Origin of the sequence: Paludibacter sp., assembly GCF_009712605.1 — a bacterium.
Taxonomy (GTDB): domain Bacteria; phylum Bacteroidota; class Bacteroidia; order Bacteroidales; family Paludibacteraceae; genus Microbacter.
Genome location: NZ_WASO01000001.1, coordinates 208,264 through 225,163 on the forward strand (window position 1 = coordinate 208,264; position 16,900 = coordinate 225,163).

9 protein-coding genes and 1 tRNA gene are annotated in these 16,900 nt (G+C 43.3%); 4 read left to right on the forward strand and 6 right to left on the reverse strand.

The window, feature by feature from the left end:
• Nucleotides 1-19 precede the first annotated feature (19 nt).
• Nucleotides 20-1,588 carry a SusD/RagB family nutrient-binding outer membrane lipoprotein gene (locus F8N35_RS00805; protein WP_293049459.1) on the forward strand — a complete coding sequence of 523 codons (1,569 nt, stop codon included), beginning with the start codon at nt 20-22 and terminating at the stop codon, nt 1,586-1,588.
• Between the two features lie 82 nt (nt 1,589-1,670).
• Here the strand turns inward: F8N35_RS00805 and F8N35_RS00810 are convergent, their stop codons facing one another.
• The 3 genes from F8N35_RS00810 to hemW form a co-directional block, all read right to left on the reverse strand.
• Nucleotides 1,671-3,665: a DUF4954 family protein gene (locus F8N35_RS00810; protein WP_293049460.1), complete on the reverse strand. Its 1,995-nt coding sequence runs from the start codon at nt 3,663-3,665 to the stop codon at nt 1,671-1,673.
• 90 nt (nt 3,666-3,755) lie between these two features.
• Nucleotides 3,756-5,669: an OmpA family protein gene (locus tag F8N35_RS00815; protein WP_293049461.1), complete on the reverse strand. Its 1,914-nt coding sequence runs from the start codon at nt 5,667-5,669 to the stop codon at nt 3,756-3,758.
• Between the two features lie 128 nt (nt 5,670-5,797).
• Complete coding sequence (gene hemW, locus F8N35_RS00820; protein ID WP_293049462.1) at nt 5,798-6,925, reverse strand: radical SAM family heme chaperone HemW; 1,128 nt, start codon at nt 6,923-6,925, stop codon at nt 5,798-5,800.
• Between the two features lie 128 nt (nt 6,926-7,053).
• Between hemW and F8N35_RS00825 the strand changes: the two genes are divergently transcribed.
• Nucleotides 7,054-7,128, forward strand: a tRNA-Pro gene (locus F8N35_RS00825).
• Nucleotides 7,129-7,268: 140 nt separating this feature from the next.
• On the opposite strand, the gene clpB is transcribed toward F8N35_RS00825, so the two are convergent.
• On the reverse strand, nt 7,269-9,857 hold the full coding sequence (gene clpB / locus F8N35_RS00830; RefSeq protein ID WP_293049463.1) for an ATP-dependent chaperone ClpB: 2,589 nt from the start codon (nt 9,855-9,857) through the stop codon (nt 7,269-7,271).
• A 236-nt stretch (nt 9,858-10,093) separates the two neighbouring features.
• Here clpB and F8N35_RS00835 point away from each other — a divergent pair, with 236 nt between their 5' ends.
• Together F8N35_RS00835 and folB are read left to right on the forward strand one after the other, a co-directional pair.
• Nucleotides 10,094-11,152: an acyltransferase family protein gene (locus F8N35_RS00835; protein WP_293049464.1), complete on the forward strand. Its 1,059-nt coding sequence runs from the start codon at nt 10,094-10,096 to the stop codon at nt 11,150-11,152.
• A 217-nt stretch (nt 11,153-11,369) separates the two neighbouring features.
• Nucleotides 11,370-11,735: a dihydroneopterin aldolase gene (folB, locus tag F8N35_RS00840; protein WP_293049465.1), complete on the forward strand. Its 366-nt coding sequence runs from the start codon at nt 11,370-11,372 to the stop codon at nt 11,733-11,735.
• A gap of 39 nt (nt 11,736-11,774) precedes the next feature.
• Here folB and F8N35_RS00845 read toward each other — a convergent pair whose 3' ends face one another.
• Together F8N35_RS00845 and F8N35_RS00850 are read right to left on the reverse strand one after the other, a co-directional pair.
• A complete protein-coding gene (locus F8N35_RS00845) occupies nt 11,775-15,152 on the reverse strand; it encodes a glycosyltransferase (protein ID WP_293049466.1) in 3,378 nt (1,125 codons plus the stop codon).
• Between the two features lie 199 nt (nt 15,153-15,351).
• Entirely contained in the window at nt 15,352-16,590 is a 1,239-nt protein-coding gene (locus F8N35_RS00850; protein WP_293049467.1) for an MFS transporter, read from the reverse strand.
• Nucleotides 16,591-16,900 lie beyond the last annotated feature (310 nt).

Below are 16,900 nucleotides of genomic sequence, written 5' to 3' on the forward strand. Positions count from 1 at the left end.
ATAAAAAATTACTGTTATTATGAAACTTATTCAGAAATATATACCCATTGCACTGATTATTGCAACGCTTCTGACTGGAGCATTGACAATAAATTCATGTACTGATCTTGCCTCTGTAAATGATAATACAAAGGTAAACTATAGCTCTTCACCTGATGCATTATTTGCTAGTGCTACAAAGAATTTGCTGGATTTGCATACGTCGACTAATCAAAATTTTAATCCGTTTCGGTTGTGGGTTCAGCATTGGACAGAAACAACGTATACAGATGAAGCTAATTACAATGTGGTAAGCAGAACAATCCCTGATAGATGGTTTGATATTTTATATGCTCGAGTTTTAGAAAACTACGAATCGGCAAAAAGTATCGAGTCTTCTACAAATCCGACAGGAGATCAGGCTACACAGGCTAATCGTTTGGCCATTATTGATATTATGGAAGTATACACCTACAGCACATTGGTAGAGTTGTTTGGTGATGTGCCTTATTCGGAAGCTACTAAAATCGGAACAACATTGCTGCCCAAATATGATAATCAGGCTACCATATATGCTGATCTTATTGCTCGTCTCTATAAAGACATTCAAACACTTAACACCAATTCAAGTGCATCAAATTTTGGGACAAGCGATTTGATTTATTCAGGAAAGACTTCTGCTTGGCAGAAATTTGCAAATAGTTTGTTGCTTCGCATGGGTATGATGCTGTCTGATGTGCCTTCTGGTTCGGTTGGTACTTATACAGCAACAAAATTGGTACAGGATGCATTGGCTGGAGGTGTATTTACTTCAAATTCCGACAATGCTTTATTCCAGTATCTAAGTTCCAATCCTAATACAAACCCATTGTATGTGGACTTGGTTCAATCCGGCAGACAGGATTATGTTGCATGTAAAACATTCATTAATCCATTAATCTCCAATAATGACTTAAGATATACAGTGTTTTTTAATGCCCTTTCGAGTGGAGCTTATGTTGGGGGAACTCCAGGGTCAAGCACGTCTACTGCTAAATCATCTTATCCAGGAGATCTTATTCAAAAGCCTACTCTGCCAGGTGTACTATTAACATATGCAGAAACCGAGCTGTTGCAGGCTGAGGCCGCTACAAGAGGCATCGGGGGGGTAACATCATCCAGCGCCACAACCCATTATAATAATGGGATTCAAGCATCAATCGACTATTGGGCTGGGTTGTCCGGAGTATCTTTGTCATCAACAAGTGGACTGATAAATACTACGTATGCGTTTCCAGCAACATATAATGACCAAATGAAAGCTATTGCTTTTCAGTTGTGGATTGCTTTGTATAATCAGGGCTTTGAAGCTTGGACACAATGGAGACGTTTAGATTATCCAACTTTAACTATCCCTTCTAAGATCTATAGTGCAGCAGTGAATAATGGTATTAAAACTGTTCCAAAGAGATTTACTTACCCTGCATCGGAAGCGGGAACTAATTCCGTTAACTTGAATAAAGCAGCTTCAGATATAGGTGGCGATAATTTATATACTCCATTATTCTGGGATAAATATAATAACCAGTGGGGGACTAATAACCAAAATCCCGCACTTGCAGGAAACTAAAGGTGTAAAGTGCTATAAGAAAAGAGGCTGTCCATTGGACAGCCTCTTTTAGTTTTATGTGTGAAGTAACTGAATAGTGTGTTTACGAAAGCCCGTTAGCTTCTTTGACCATGTTGATGATGCGTTTGCCGAGGGCATTTTTGGCTTCCATATGTTTTTTTATGGTTAGAACGGAATCGTCGGTTTCCATAGAACCTCTTACATTCTCGAAGTCCTTGCGTTGAGCCTCTTCGTCCCCGTCAATTCCGAAGCCGATCCGTTGGGTTAGTGCAAATTCTTTTTGAGCATCTTCGTAAAGCCAGCGGTCAATGTTAAGTACTGCCGTCAACCATTTCTTTACAACAGCTATGACATCTTCAGGGGCAAAGGTGTCCGGTTTTTTTCCATACCATTGCGAAAGCGTGTCATATGCCCATGTCCACTCGTAGTTGTAGTAATTGTGGTGCATTCGTTTGAATTCAGCGCTGATATTTTCCAGCGAGGATTCTTTCCCGCTTTCTATCTCATTGAGTAGGTCGTTCAGAACAGAAGAAGGACAAATCATTCCCGAAATATCTACCCATTTACCGGATCCTTCCGGCGATGTGACTTTTAGAATAGACTGAATTTCTTTCTTGTCGAGTGATTTCGTACTTTTCTCTAGCTGTGTGATAAGAGAATTGCCCAGAAATTTCCAGATTGCATTCTCATACAAACGTATTCCCCGCGACAAAATGCGGGCTTCAATTTCTACTCCCTGGTATTGGTAAATGGCACAGGTTTCATCTTTCTCGCGCATGGTGAGCAGAAGATTCCGCCCCTGTATCATGCGTTCTACGGTAAAAGGACTGAGTAGATTGTAGTTGATGCAATCCAACAGGTTTTCGCTTTTACGTACGTCACGTTTAGGCCATTTCTGAGAGTCACGGATGGTACCTATGCTGCGCAGATTGACCGCAGGAGATAGATAGGAGACGTCTTTATGTTCAATAAGATAAGAGAATGGGAGCTCTGATGTGTCGCAGTGAGAGTAGTGTCGTCCTGAAATTAGGGTGAAAGCTCCTATTTTTGCCGGCCAAAGTACGTAGGAGTCGCTGGCCGTTTTGCTGCCTCGTTCCACAAAACCCTGATGAATAGGTCCTAATTTGTACATGTGGTTGCTTTGGTTTGAACCACTGCCTGCATTCAGGAAAGAGAACATACCCGCGATTAGCAAGGTCGATTTGTGGTGCGTCACGGTAAAAGGACCTGCAAAGATCGAACAGGCTTCGCCATGTAATCCCTGGCAGTTGGCAAAGAACAACGAGTTGTCGGCAGAGTAATGTTTGTCGAGAATACAACCCTGGCCTATAAAGCAGTTGCTTACCAGCGTTGCATTATTGACCTTGGAGCCGGAGCAAATGATAAAGTTCTGCATATGGCATCCATCGCCGATATAGACCGGATCCGCGGCTTCGCTGTTGACGGTTCCGTTCTTTATCAGGCGGGCTCCTTCGATATGCGCTTTTTTGCCGATTTTTACATTAAGGATAGTGTCGCAACGGTAGATTCGGGCACCAGAGCAGATTGTGCCACGTGAGCTTTTTACATGGTTACTATAAGCAGTAATCATCTTCTCGATGTTGTCGATAAGCTGGGGGCGATGGCGGTAGAGTGCGAGAATATATGCCAACTGAGCCGAAAGCTTGTCGTAAATCATTACGCTACGATTGCCGGCTTCGCTAATGGTCTCTACGCTAATGCCGTTCCCGAAAGATGATTCTCCATCGACAGCAAGCAGTTTGACGTCGAAAATGATAGCGTTATCTTCAATGGTGTAGTTGGCAACATAATCGCGGATGGTATGTATCAATACATTGTTGCCTATGGAGCAGTTGTGAATCCAGGCATCGTAAATCCCGGTATGGGCAGTAACGCCGCCGGCAAGTGTAACCTCTTCGCCAAATTTTCCAAGCTGATTCTTTCCGGTAAATTTTACGTTCCGGAAGAATTCCGGGGTAAAGTCTTCTACTACTTCAATATCTGACCAGTTGTCAGCACGACAGAGTTGCAGTTGAAGGCGCGCAATCTCTGTTTCTGTTAGTTTACGATAATTCACGGATTGTTTTATTTGCTGTTATTTTGATATTTGAGTCAAATATCTTCTTCTCATCCCACCGTTCATCATCACCGAAAGATATTCTTTCCTCTATTTAAGTCCAAATGTGGTTTTAACCACGCGGAATTCTGTGCGTCGGTTTATTTTGTTTGCAATTTCCTGTTGATCAGGTTTTAAAGCTTTTACGAATGCTTCATCAAGAACCGTTCCTTCTTTGAGGAATGGGTAGGCCGCTGCAATGTTTGCATCTACCGTAACAGGCATGCTTTCTCCATATCCTTTTGCCGAAAGGCGTTCTTTAGAAATTCCAGCCTGGATGAGGAAGTCAACAACAGTCTGTGCTCTCCTCTCCGAGAGGGTCATATTGGCTTCAGAGGTCCCAATCATGTCCGTGTGTGCTGCCAGCTCTATGGTAATGTTAGGATTGTCTTTGAGTGTTTTTACCAGACTGTTCATGGCAGTTTCAGACTCTTTGGTGAGAGTCCATTTGCCAAACTCAAAGAAAATATTGTTCAAAGGAATAGGCTTGCCTATAGGGGTTAACTGAAACGCAACTTTATATGTTTTGCTCTCTTTCAAACCCTGTGTGGAGAGCTGATTCTTCTGATTGAGAAATCCACGGCAGGTAGCCAATAGTACATAATCCACATTTGGTTCTACCTTGTAGAAGAACGTACCGTCTTTCTTGGTTCGCATCTTTACATTTGCTCCGTTGGTGCCGATAATGCGTACAATGGCGTCACCTAACATTTGCTTCTTGTTGTCAGTTACAACTCCGGTAAGAATAAATTCCTTTTCGGGCAGGTTAAAACTCCATATCTTGTCATATCCTTTGCTTTCTCCACGGTTGGAACTGAAATATCCTTTTTGTTTTTTTCGCTCAAAAGTGATCCCGAAATCGTCTCCGTTTGAGTTGAACGGAGTCATCATATTCACCACGTTCCAGTTCTTGTCGTCAATTCTGGTGGCATGAAAGATGTCGAGGCCTCCGAAACCGGGATGCCCATTGGATGAAAAATAGAGAGAGCCGTCAGGATGAGCATAAGGGAACATCTCGTCTCCGGGAGTATTGATTGACGGTCCGAGGTTTTGAGGTGTGCTCCACATTCCTTTTTCTTTGACTGTCATCCAGATGTCTTTGCCTCCGTATCCGCCTTTTTTATCGGAAACAAAATAAAGCGTGTCACCGGATGCGTTAATTGCAGGATGTGCTACCGTAATACTGCTGTCTTTGAATAAAACAACCTGTTTGGGTTCTGTCCATTGCCCGCCAGAACGACCAGCCATGAAGATTTGTGCTCCAAGACTCTGCGTTTCGTCGTAAGGGCAACGGGTAAAGTAAATTGTTTTGCCATCTTCGGTTACCGAAGCTGAACCTTCGTCAAAATCGGTGTTGAAACCACCCTCCATGGGAACTGGTTTTTCCCATTTGCCGGCAACATTCTTTTGTGCCAGATAAAGGTCATTTTGAGGAAAACCCGTTATGTCACTTGGTTTGCGGATTGTACTGTTAACGCGGGCTGATGAGAAAATAAGAGACGAGCCATCGGCATCGGCAAAAACAGGGCAAAAGTCGGATGCGTTTTTGGAATTAAACTCTCCTGCCCGTTGAATTACATAGTCGGTTTTGAGTTTTTGCCATTCGGAAAGTTTGTTGCACGCGGTTATCCCATTTAATGCAAGTTGGTTGTCCGGATGTGCCTTAAGGTAGGTTTGATACATTTTCAGAGCTTCGCCATAATTGCCATTTTCATGCAAAACACGGGCATATTGAAGGTAAACAATGCTATCTTTATATTTGCTCTTAATCGAGGCTAAATAAGCATTTACTGCTTTGGCTGGTTTGTTTATTATTCGAAAACATTCACCCTGGCGGAAGGCTGCGTATGCTCGTATTTGTCTTTTGCTTAGGGGAAGGGTACTGTAGGCTTTACGATACAGATTGCCGGCAGTGTAGTATTCGCCAATGTCATATTTTTTATCTGCCTTTTTTAACCGGGCCATTGGTCCGCAGGATTGAATCAAAACGCAGATTATCAATACCCAGCAAGCAGTAAAATAGAATTTTGCCATCTGTTTCATTGGTGATTAGTAAAGACAAAGTTAGTTATTTTTCAGGTATTACAAAAGGTTTATTGTTCCTGCATCAAATCAGTGATTATGCCGTCCGAAAGAAAAAGACCCTCGGAAGAGAGGCGCAGGTGATTTTCCTCAAGCAACATAATGCCTGATTTTATAAAGCGTACAGACTGTTTGAGCAACTCTTTTTTTGCGTTTGTTCCGAATTCTTGTTCAACACGCTCCAGCGAAATGCCATCTGTAGTTCGCAGTGAAATCATTATCAGTTCGTTGTACTTGTCGGTTTCAGACAAGACCTCTTTTTCAAAACGCGGAGTTCCTTGTTCTATTCCTGTAATGTGCTGTAATGTATTAGCAATATTCCATTGGCGCGATTCCCCGTCGAATGAATGTGCCGATGGGCCTATTCCCAAATAGTTGATACCTTTCCAATACGAAGAGTTGTGCCGGGAATAAAATCCCGGAATAGCAAAGTTGGATATTTCATATTGCTCAATTCCCTTCTCGTGCAACGCGTTTTGCAATAAATGATACATTGCTATACTCTCTTCTTCTAAAACCGGAGAAACATGACCTTCCCGTCTTTTTCGTTCAAGGAGAGTGCCTTCTTCATAGGTCAGATGATATGCCGAGACATGCTGAATATTCAACGCAAGAGCTTCCGAAATAGTATTTTGCCATGAAGAGATAGTTTGCTCCGGTAGCCCGTACATGAGGTCGATGCTGATATTTGAAAAATATTTTTGAGCTCTTTTTACAACATCCACTGCTTGTTGTGCGGTATGTCTGCGACGCAATATTTTGAGTTCGTTGTTATTGAACGATTGAATTCCAATGCTTAACCGGTTGATTGGTAACTCTGATAATTTCTCAAGTTTTTCCTCCGACAAGTCGTCCGGATTGGCCTCAAGTGTAATTTCTTTGCAGTTGCTTATATCCCAATGACTTTGAATGGACTCAAAAATTGCGGATAAATGTTCTGTGCTGAGTAATGAAGGAGTCCCACCACCAAAATAGATGGTTTCCAAAGTCTCATTCTTTAGATATGAAACTCTGGATGTAAGCTCGGCGCGCAGTGCATCTACAAATCGATCCAACAGCGCTAACTGAACGCCGGAGTGAAAATCGCAGTAAGAACAGCGTGATTTACAAAAGGGTATGTGAATATAAAGTCCTGCCACAGAAGAATGTTGAAATAGTTTTGCATACAAAGATAAAAATCATTTGCAGAAGTAAGAAAAATGATTTACCTTTGCAGTCCGAAAAACTAAGGAACTTATTTCTTTTGATTTTTCAAACAGACATTATTCGGGGTGTAGCGCAGTCCGGTTAGCGCACCTGCTTTGGGAGCAGGGGGTCGTGGGTTCGAATCCCGCTACCCCGACAACAATAAGGCATTTACAGAAAGTAGGTGCCTTTTTTTGTTTTTGTGAAGTGCAAATAAAAGAGGCTGCCAGACAAAAATTACCGACAGCCTCTTGAAAATATAGTGAGAATTATTAGCCTGCGCTAAACGATGCTTTATTAATTGCCGAAAATGAGTGCACCGGCAACAGCGTCTACTACAATTGGTTTGTTGCGGTCTATTGTTTGCGCAATCAATCGCTTGCTAAGCTCATTGAGGACTTCTCGCTGAATAACCCTCTTGACAGGACGTGCTCCAAACTGAGGATCGAATCCTTCTCTGGCAATCTGAGTCAGTGCGGCATCGGTCACTTGCAATTCCACCCCGTTCTCTTTCAACTGACGTTTGATGTGTTCTACCTGTAAGCCCACGATTTGTCTGGTTTCGTTTTCGTTGAGCGGGGCAAACATAATCAGTTCGTCGATACGGTTCAGAAATTCCGGTCGAATGGTCTGTTTTAAGAGTTCGAATACTTCGTTTTTGGTACGTTCGATCACATCTTCCCGGTTTGTATTGTTGATTCTTGAAAAATTGTCGCGAATCAGGTTCGACCCCAGATTTGAGGTCATGATGATGATCGTGTTCTTGAAATTAACCGTGCGACCCTTGTTGTCGGTCAGTCGGCCATCATCGAGCACCTGTAGCAAAATATTGAACACATCCGGATGTGCTTTTTCGATTTCATCGAACAAGACTACAGAATATGGTTTCCGGCGAATTGCTTCTGTTAACTGTCCACCTTCGTCGTATCCCACGTATCCCGGAGGAGAACCGATGAGTCGGGTAACGGAGAATTTTTCCTGATATTCCGACATATCTATACGGGTCATCATGTTTTCGTCGTCGAAAAGAAATTCGGCTAACGCTTTAGCTAGTTCTGTTTTTCCGACGCCGGTAGTTCCCATGAAAATGAATGAACCGATCGGGCGTTTCGGGTCGTTCAGACCGGCACGACTACGACGCACTGCATCTGCAATTACGTTGATCGCTTCATCCTGTCCGATCACTCTTTTATGTAGTTCTTCTTCCAGATGCAGCAGTTTTTCCTTTTCGGCCTGCAGCATTTTATTGACGGGAATTCCGGTCCAGCGCGAAACCACGTCGGCAATATCCTCTTCGTCCACCTCTTCTTTTATCATCGGAGAGTCGGCCTGCAACTGGTGAAGTTTTGCCTTTTCATCTTCAATCCGGGTCTCGAGACTCTTTAGTTTTCCGTAACGTATTTCAGCCACTTTCCCGTAGTCGCCTTCGCGTTCGGCTTTGTCGGCTTCGAATTTCAGGTTCTCGATCTCGATTTTTGCCTGTTGAATGTGGTTCATTACCTCTTTTTCGGAGAGCCATTTGGCTTTGCCCACGCTCTCCTGTTGTTTCAGATCGGCAATCTCTTTCTCAAGTTGAGCTAGTTTTTGAGTGTCGTTTTCGCGTTTGATTGCTTCGCGTTCAATCTCCAACTGTTTTATTTTTCGCGAGATTTCATCGAGTTCTTCCGGTACCGAATCTACCTGCAATCGTAGACGGGCAGCCGCTTCGTCCATCAGGTCGATGGCTTTGTCGGGCAGGAACCGATCGGTGATATAACGACTCGAAAGTTCCACCGCGGCAATAATTGCGTCGTCTTTGATACGAACCTTGTGATGGTTTTCGTAGCGTTCCTTCAGGCCGCGTAAGATTGAAATAGCATCGGCCTGACCGGGTTCGTTCACCATCACAATCTGGAACCGGCGTTCGAGCGCTTTGTCTTTTTCGAAATATTTCTGATACTCGTCGAGCGTTGTGGCACCAATAGCCCGCAACTCACCACGAGCCAGGGCAGGCTTCAGAATGTTGGCGGCATCCATTGCTCCTTCGCTTTTCCCGGCTCCCACCAGGGTGTGAATTTCATCGATAAAAAGGATAATTTCTCCTTCTGAACCGATTACCTCGTTGATAACAGACTTCAGGCGTTCTTCAAATTCCCCTTTGTATTTGGCGCCGGCAATCAGTGCACCCATATCGAGCGAAAAAAGTTGTTTCGATTTCAGATTTTCGGGCACGTCTCCACGCACAATACGATGAGCCAAGCCTTCGGCAATAGCCGTTTTGCCGGTTCCCGGTTCTCCGATAAGGATTGGATTGTTTTTGGTACGTCGACTCAGGATTTGCAAAACACGACGAATCTCCTCGTCACGACCGATTACCGGATCGAGTTTGCCGGAACGAGCGCGTTCATTCAAATTAATGGCGTACTTGTTCAAAGCATTGTAAGTGTCTTCAGCTGTCTGCTCCGTGACTTTTTTGCCTTTGCGCAACTCGGCTATAGCAGCACGCATCGCAGCTTCATTCAGCCCTGCATCATGCAATAGCGCAGACACCTGACTTTTTTCGGTCAAAAGGGCTAAAAGTATAAATTCGAGCGAAGCATACTGATCGCCTTCTTTGTTTGAAAAATCGATTGCTTTTTGAAGTACGGAATTGGTTTCCCGGCTCAGATAAGGTTCTCCTCCGGTTACTTTCGGTAACGATTCTACCATCTGATCGGCTGCGGATGCGATAGCTGATCCGTTCACTCCTGTTTTGCCAAAAATAAAATTGGTAACATCCGTTCCGATCTTCAGAATAGATTTCAACAGGTGTGGAGTCTCAATGGCTTGCTGGTTTTTGCTTTGAGCCAGTTGAATAGCATCCTGTACAGCTTCCTGGGCTTTGATTGTAAAATTGTTGAAATTCATATATTTATGTAGTTTTATAAGTTTCGTATCGGGAGAGGTTGCTATAATTAGAGTCTCTGTCTTACATTCAGCAAAAGTATTGCCAGTTTGAAATTCGGCCAAAAAGGCATGGTTTTGTTAATAAATCGGAAAAAATGGCAGCTTGCAGGGTGATGATACAGTTGGATCAATTGAAGCATGTCGTTATATGTTGTATCTTTGCAGCACGAAAAAATCACGTACACACCACCTGTCAGATGCAATCAAAACCACAAAATATTCAATGGCTCGATTCGTTACGAGTTTTAGCTACAATAGGAGTCATAATAATTCATGAATCCACTCCGGTGGTGAAGATGAGTTATGCCGGCAATATGGGTAACTGGTGGGTCGGAAATATCTTTGATAGCGCCGTACGGTTTGCAGTTCCCCTGTTTTTGATGCTTAGCGGGGCTACCATGCTGGGCAAAGAATACGACCTGAAGACGTTTTATAAGAAACGGTTTGTGCGGGTTTTGCTTCCTTTTCTCTTCTGGATGGTGGCTTACTGGATTTACAGGTGGATGGTACTACCGTCTTCCAAGCAACCCGATACCTTTTCATCGGTAGTGTCGTGGGCAGTTAAATTACTGGGCAATGAAGGGATTTCCAAACACTTCTGGTATGTTTACATGATTCTTTTCTTCTATTTGCTGTTTCCGTTTATCAGTAGGGGAGTTAGAAGCTTGAAAGATAAAGAGGTTTTGTGGTTGATTGTTGGCTGGGCGCTGCTTAGTTTCTCGTCTCGTAAACTGCCTGTTAATTTTTATAGCTGGATAGACCATTATCCGGCAAGGCTGCTTGGGTATTTGCAGTATTCGGGCTATTTGGTACTGGGTTATTATCTCACGAAATTCAGCATTACTAACAAGAGCCAGCGTGTAGTTGCCGCTGCATTGTTTGTCGTTTCGGTTGTAATAGCTTCCGTTTCTACCTGGTATTTCAGCAGGCAATCGCATCATCTCGATCTTGACATGTATGGAAACGTTACGTTCAATACTATGTTGCAGGTTATTACTCTGTTTCTGCTTGTTAAAGACACAACGATCAAAAACTCTGTTTTACTTTGGATTCAACGCTTAATCAGCGATTACAGTTATGGCGTTTATCTGTCGCACATCATGGTAATCGGAATATTTTTTCAATATGATATTTTCTGGACAATGGGGCATCCTGCATGGACACTGCCAGTACTTACGCTTATTACACTGATGGTTTCGTTATTGATTATCTTTGTGCTGCGAAAGTTGCCTTACGGGAAATATATTTCGGGATAATAAATAGGCATTGTGCTGTTTAATTTATATTTGAATGTGAGCATTTGACCTCACCCCCAACCCCTCTCCCGAAGAGAGGGGCTTTGCATCTGTATTAATGAGTTTTATCTCATGTTTTCACAGTCGTGTTCCTCCTCGCCTTGGGAGAGGAGGCTAGGAGGAGAGGTTCAGACAAAATAGGTTTAATCAATTTGACATAAACTCTAATCAACGCAATATGAAAACAAGCTATATTTTGCTGGAAGAGATGCGCTTTTTTGCTCATCATGGCGTTTTTGAGGAAGAGCGTCAGACCGGTAATTATTTTACGGTCGATCTGAAGATGAAAGTTTCGCTGGCCAGTGCAGCGGAAAGCGATAATTTGATTGATACGCTCAATTATGGAATCGCTTATGAAATAGTAAAAAAAGAGATGGCTGTTCCTTCAAAACTATTGGAGCACGTTGCGAAACGCATTATTGATGCTTTGTTTGATGAATTCGGTCGTCAGCTCTCTTCGGTAGAGATCAAGCTCTCAAAGCTTAATCCGCCATTGGGAGGACAGGTTGCAAAGGCCTCTGTGATTTTAGTGCAGGAACGATAAAAAAACGGGTAAGTTTCAATTGAAACTTACCCGTTTTTCTTATTCTTTCGGTTCGTTGGTATTACCGGTTCTTTTTAAAATTCCCCAGGCGGCCAATTCGCCTTTTATTGCCCGTAGGTACGATTTCATTAAAACGTACCAGAGTAACTGGCGGTAAAGAATTCTCTGGATGAACAGGTAGAATATATACTTGAACCTGAACTTTTCTCCGTCGAACTTAAATGCCATCAGGGAAATGATAAGATCAAGAACGAAATAAGCGAAATAGAATATTATCAGCAAAGATGCCTTGGGCATAAAGATGGATACAAGGAAGATAATATCTACCACAGGCGACATTAACGGCAGGAACAGCTGGAAGATCATCTGGTGAGGCAAGAGTATCCAGCTCATGTTCTTGTGTTCTTTCTTAAACATCATTTTGCGATGTTTCCAGAATGACTGCATAATGCCGAATGACCAGCGTAAACGTTGGCGCAGCAGCATATTCATTGTTTCCGGTGCTTCGGTAAATGCCAGTGCCTCGTTGCAGCTATGGATCACATAGCCCTTGCGAAGCAGACGCATCGTCAGATCGCAGTCTTCCGCCAAGGTGTCGGTGTCAAAACCACCCACTTCAATAATCGCATCGCGGCGGAAAGCTCCGATAGCACCCGGAATTACCATAATGGCATTCAGAATGTCGAACGCGCGGCGATCAAAGTTCTGGCTGGTAATGTACTCGATACTTTGCCAGTTAGTAAGCAGGTTCACACGGTTACCCACTTTTACATTTCCTGCAACGGCAGCAACTTTCGGATCAGAGAAATAAGGCGCCATCTTGCTGATAGCATCTGATTTAAGCAACGTATCGGCATCTATACAAACCAGAATTTCTCCGGTAGCGATCTGGATACCATAGTTCAGGGCAGACGCTTTTCCTCCGTTCGGTTTGGTATTGACACTTACTTTCGGATGATTGCCATATGCTGCCATCACATTCTTGTAGGTGTCGTCCTTCGAACCATCGTCAACAAATATTATTTCAAGGTTCGGATAGGTGCTCTTTAAAAGATTTTCTACTGTTTTGGTAGCCGTAACCTCTTCGTTATATGCGGGAACAATCACGCTCATACGAGGCAATTCTGTCGACTCTGTAGTAGGTTGATTTTTTGTTCTTTTTCTGTGGACACAGGCCAGAATTGCTACGGTTAAAATCTTGCCTACCGACAACAGTAATGCTACAAAGAAAATAACTGACAAGATGCGGTTTGCGATGTAGCTGGCTGTTACTACGGTAGCATCAGCCGTTTGTAGATATTGATTGAAATCGCCGGTTTGATGAGGCATCAGATCATCACGTTTCCGGTCAAGTAAATCAGCAATGCTTACAAACTTATAGCCCTGTGATTTGTAATATTCAATGATATGAGGCAGTGCAGCTACGGTAGCGGAACGGTCTCCTCCGGCATCGTGCAACAAAATAATGTTGTGAGGAGTATCTTCCTGAATACTTCTCTCGTTTTGGCGCATTACACGTGCCAAAATAGAATCCGGGCGCGCTCCTATTTCCCAGTCGAGCGGGTCGATATTGGATCCGATAGTGAGATAGCCTTCGGAACGGGCCAGAGCTAACGGTTCTATGGCCGATTGATTGGTCGGCGTAATATCCGTATCGTAAGGAGGACGGAACAGCATGGTAGCGTGGCCTGTAATTCCCTCAATGATGTATCCGGTAGCTCTCAGTTCTGCACGGAATCGCGACGGTGAAATAATGGCAATGTTCGGGTGCAGGAATGTATGGTTCCCAATCTCGTGGCCTTCACGATAGATGCGTTGCATGATGGGGAGATTCTGCTCGGCATTGATACCGGTAACAAAGAATGCGGCCGGGACATGATATTTGCTAAGAATATCAAGAATCTGAGGTGTGTAATCTTCATCAGGACCGTCATCGAAGGTAAATGCGATCATTTTTTCTTTTTTGCCGGTCTGGTTGATTACATAGCTGGACGGCATCTCCAGGTAGTTTTCTTCCGAAATGGCCTGTTCAGCTTTGTTAATTTCCAGCTTGATTTTTCCGGGACGCGGAGAGGATACGATGTTCAGAATTTCTCCGGATCCAATGTAGTCGACACTGAAAGAGGATTTTATATATTCAAGAGAATGGTAGTCGAATGGTTTCTTTTTCAGGCCTTGCAATGATAAGTCTCTGGAGAAAAAGCCCCAGAGTCTGGCATCTTCGGAGCCAAGTCGCCAGAGGGCATAACCTGCCATTCCGTTATCGTAGGCTGTTCGTATGGCGTTATAATTGGAAACCGCATCGGTAAAATATACCCGATGAAGCTTCCCTTCTCCGTCATAATATGAGAAGTCAAGATTGTAAGTCTGGTTGTCGAAGTGAACCGGAGCATTATTGCCCAATGCATCAGCCATCGACTCCTGATACGTGCTGTTGCGGGCTTCATGGCCTTCGGCCCAGTTATATCCGTAGCCGGCAATACACAATACCACCTTTTGAGGACTCACCTTCTTGAACATGTCGTCCATAGCGGCTTCAATCCAATACTGTGCGGCAATCGGACCGGCAGCTTTTGAAGGCGAATGCTGGTCGTAGGCCATTAAAAAGAGGAGGTCGTTTGCTTCTCCCAGTTCTTTTACATTGTAATCTTCGTTGAAAGGAGAAATATCCTGCGAAACAAGAAAACCTTCTGCATGAAGTTTCTTATACAGTTCGCGCTGAAAAGCAATCAGGTTTGCATCTGTCTTTTCGACCAAATCTTCGAAGTCGATATTTATGCCGGCAAACTGATATTTTTTGAGAATCCTGTAGATGTTATTGATAACGGCCGCCCGGCGAGTCGGAGAAGCCAGAATTTTATGAACGTTGGCTCCGTTCCATTTTTTATTGAAAAAGTTTGATAGAATAGGGACAATGGCAACATGGTTTTTGCGCATGAAGTTCATGGCCGTTGAATCCACATCGTCATAAATTTCGTCCGAAGAGTCTGTGATAAACAGCCATTCGGGCAGAATCATGTTCAGTTTGTTGATATTATGCTTGAGAGAAAACTCCGACTGGGGGTCCCAGTTTACATAAAAACCGGCTTTGACAGGATAATAGTTCTTTATAATGCCGGGTATCGCTTTTTTCTCTAAATAAAACTCGTGTTTGCGTGTTTTACGGGCTTCATTGATAATTCGTTCAAGCCGTTTGTATTCTTTCTGGTCGTTTTTGGCAATAACATTATCCGTTACTTTGCGGAACATCCCTGTTTGCTCTTTTAGCGGGGGAAGCTGTAATGCCTGTTTACGCAATAATGATATAGTAACCGCAACAATACCAATGACTAAGAAAATAAGAACGATTCTTATACCCCAACGAAAACTCTTCCATCGGGACTGAGATTCCGTGTAAAAAATTGGCTTTTCACCCATAAATAGTCGATTAAAAACAGCTGCAAAGTTAGCTTATTTTCATAGAATTTAAACAGGAGATGATCTATATAATAAAAAATCAATAAGATGCTGATTGATAAATATATGTCTTCTGTTTGATTTGTATTTCAAGATATGATTTGCCGGCATGTGACGGAGTTTCCATCACGTGTGTAGACAAAACCATTCTAAATACAGATTAATCTTCCGTTTTGTTAATCGTTTTTGGGCGTAGAAGCAATAATTGGAGAACTAAGGCAGCGGCAACGAAGATTGCAAGAAAGGCAATGTCGCGACTGAGATGCCCGGAGTCTGCCGATTGCCCCAAAAATGTGGTGATAAGCGCTCCTGCAGAGATTCCGGCCATGTTCATCAGTCCGTAACCGGTTGCTCGATGACGTGGTGATGCAAATTGGCAGAGAATGGGCATGTTATTCACGTCGAACATTCCGAATCCAAATCCGAAGCAGAGAGCTCCGCCCCATATAGTGATGAACGAATCTCCGAATCCGAGTAGTAACACGGCCGGAATGGTAAGTGCCAGTCCGATGGCTCCCGTGTAAATTCTTCCCCGCAGGTTACGTTGTACCCAGCGGTCTGACACAACACCTCCAACCAGTACACCAACCAAAGCCGAAAGAGCAATGGTGATAGTTGCCATCGGTCCTGCCATTTCCATGTTCATGTGCAGATTGTTGGAAAAAAGGGTGGGGAGCCAGTTCTTTGTTGCCCAACCCGGAAGACTTGGTGCTGAAAAATAAAAGAGGATTACCCAGAAAGAGAGGCTTCCCAAAAGAGTTCCTGCTCCTTTGAACATGTTGCGGAATTCTTTTCCGAGTGAACGTGATTCAGGGGTAATTGTGTATGCTTTGTGTTCTTTCAAAAACAGAATCAGGATGATGCTATAACAAACACCTATTAGTCCGAAAATATGGAAAGTGGTTTGCCATGAAAAATTGCTGGCAATGGTGGCTCCGAATCCGCCGAAAGCTTGTCCGAGATAAATACCTGTCATGTGGATGCCGACGGCAATCGATCGGGTTTTTCCCTGATGGTAGTCTGCAATGAGCGCCAAGCCTGCGGGAATATAAAAAGCTTCGCTTACACCCATTATGGCACGCAAGATGTAGATTTGATTGAATGTATGTGCAAAACCCATCAGCGTTGTTACACCCGACCAGATGAAGAGGCTTCCCACGATCAGCCATTTGCGATTTAGTCGATCTGCTATAAGGCCGGAAAGCGGACTCATGATGGCATAAATCCAGAGGAAAACTGCCATCAGACGACCGAAATTTGCGGCTGTTTCCAATTCGGCAATGTCGATCATCATCGATTGCTTCATGGTGGAAAGCATTTGCCGGTCGATGTAGTTGAGTAGTGCCACAAACCACAATAAGCCGACTACAACCCATGGATATATATTCTTCTTTTGCATTAGATTATAAAGTTTAACGCCACAAAAATAGAGAATAGTTGAGAAACCATAAGCTCATTGTGTCTCAATTTTTTGAATGTTAAGAATCATTCAGTAAACCGGTTTGACGGATTTGTATATTTTTCGATGAATCGGCTGAACTCTGATTATTTGTTTATAAGAATCACCCCTTCGTTATAAATGTGTTTATGTAGTAGTAAATCAAATTGATAGATAAAAACGATAAATCGTTTTTTTTTTGCGGCCTATTTTTTCACGCAAAGTCGCAGAGGCGCAAAGTGTTCATCCGTGGTTGATCTGCATGTGTTGT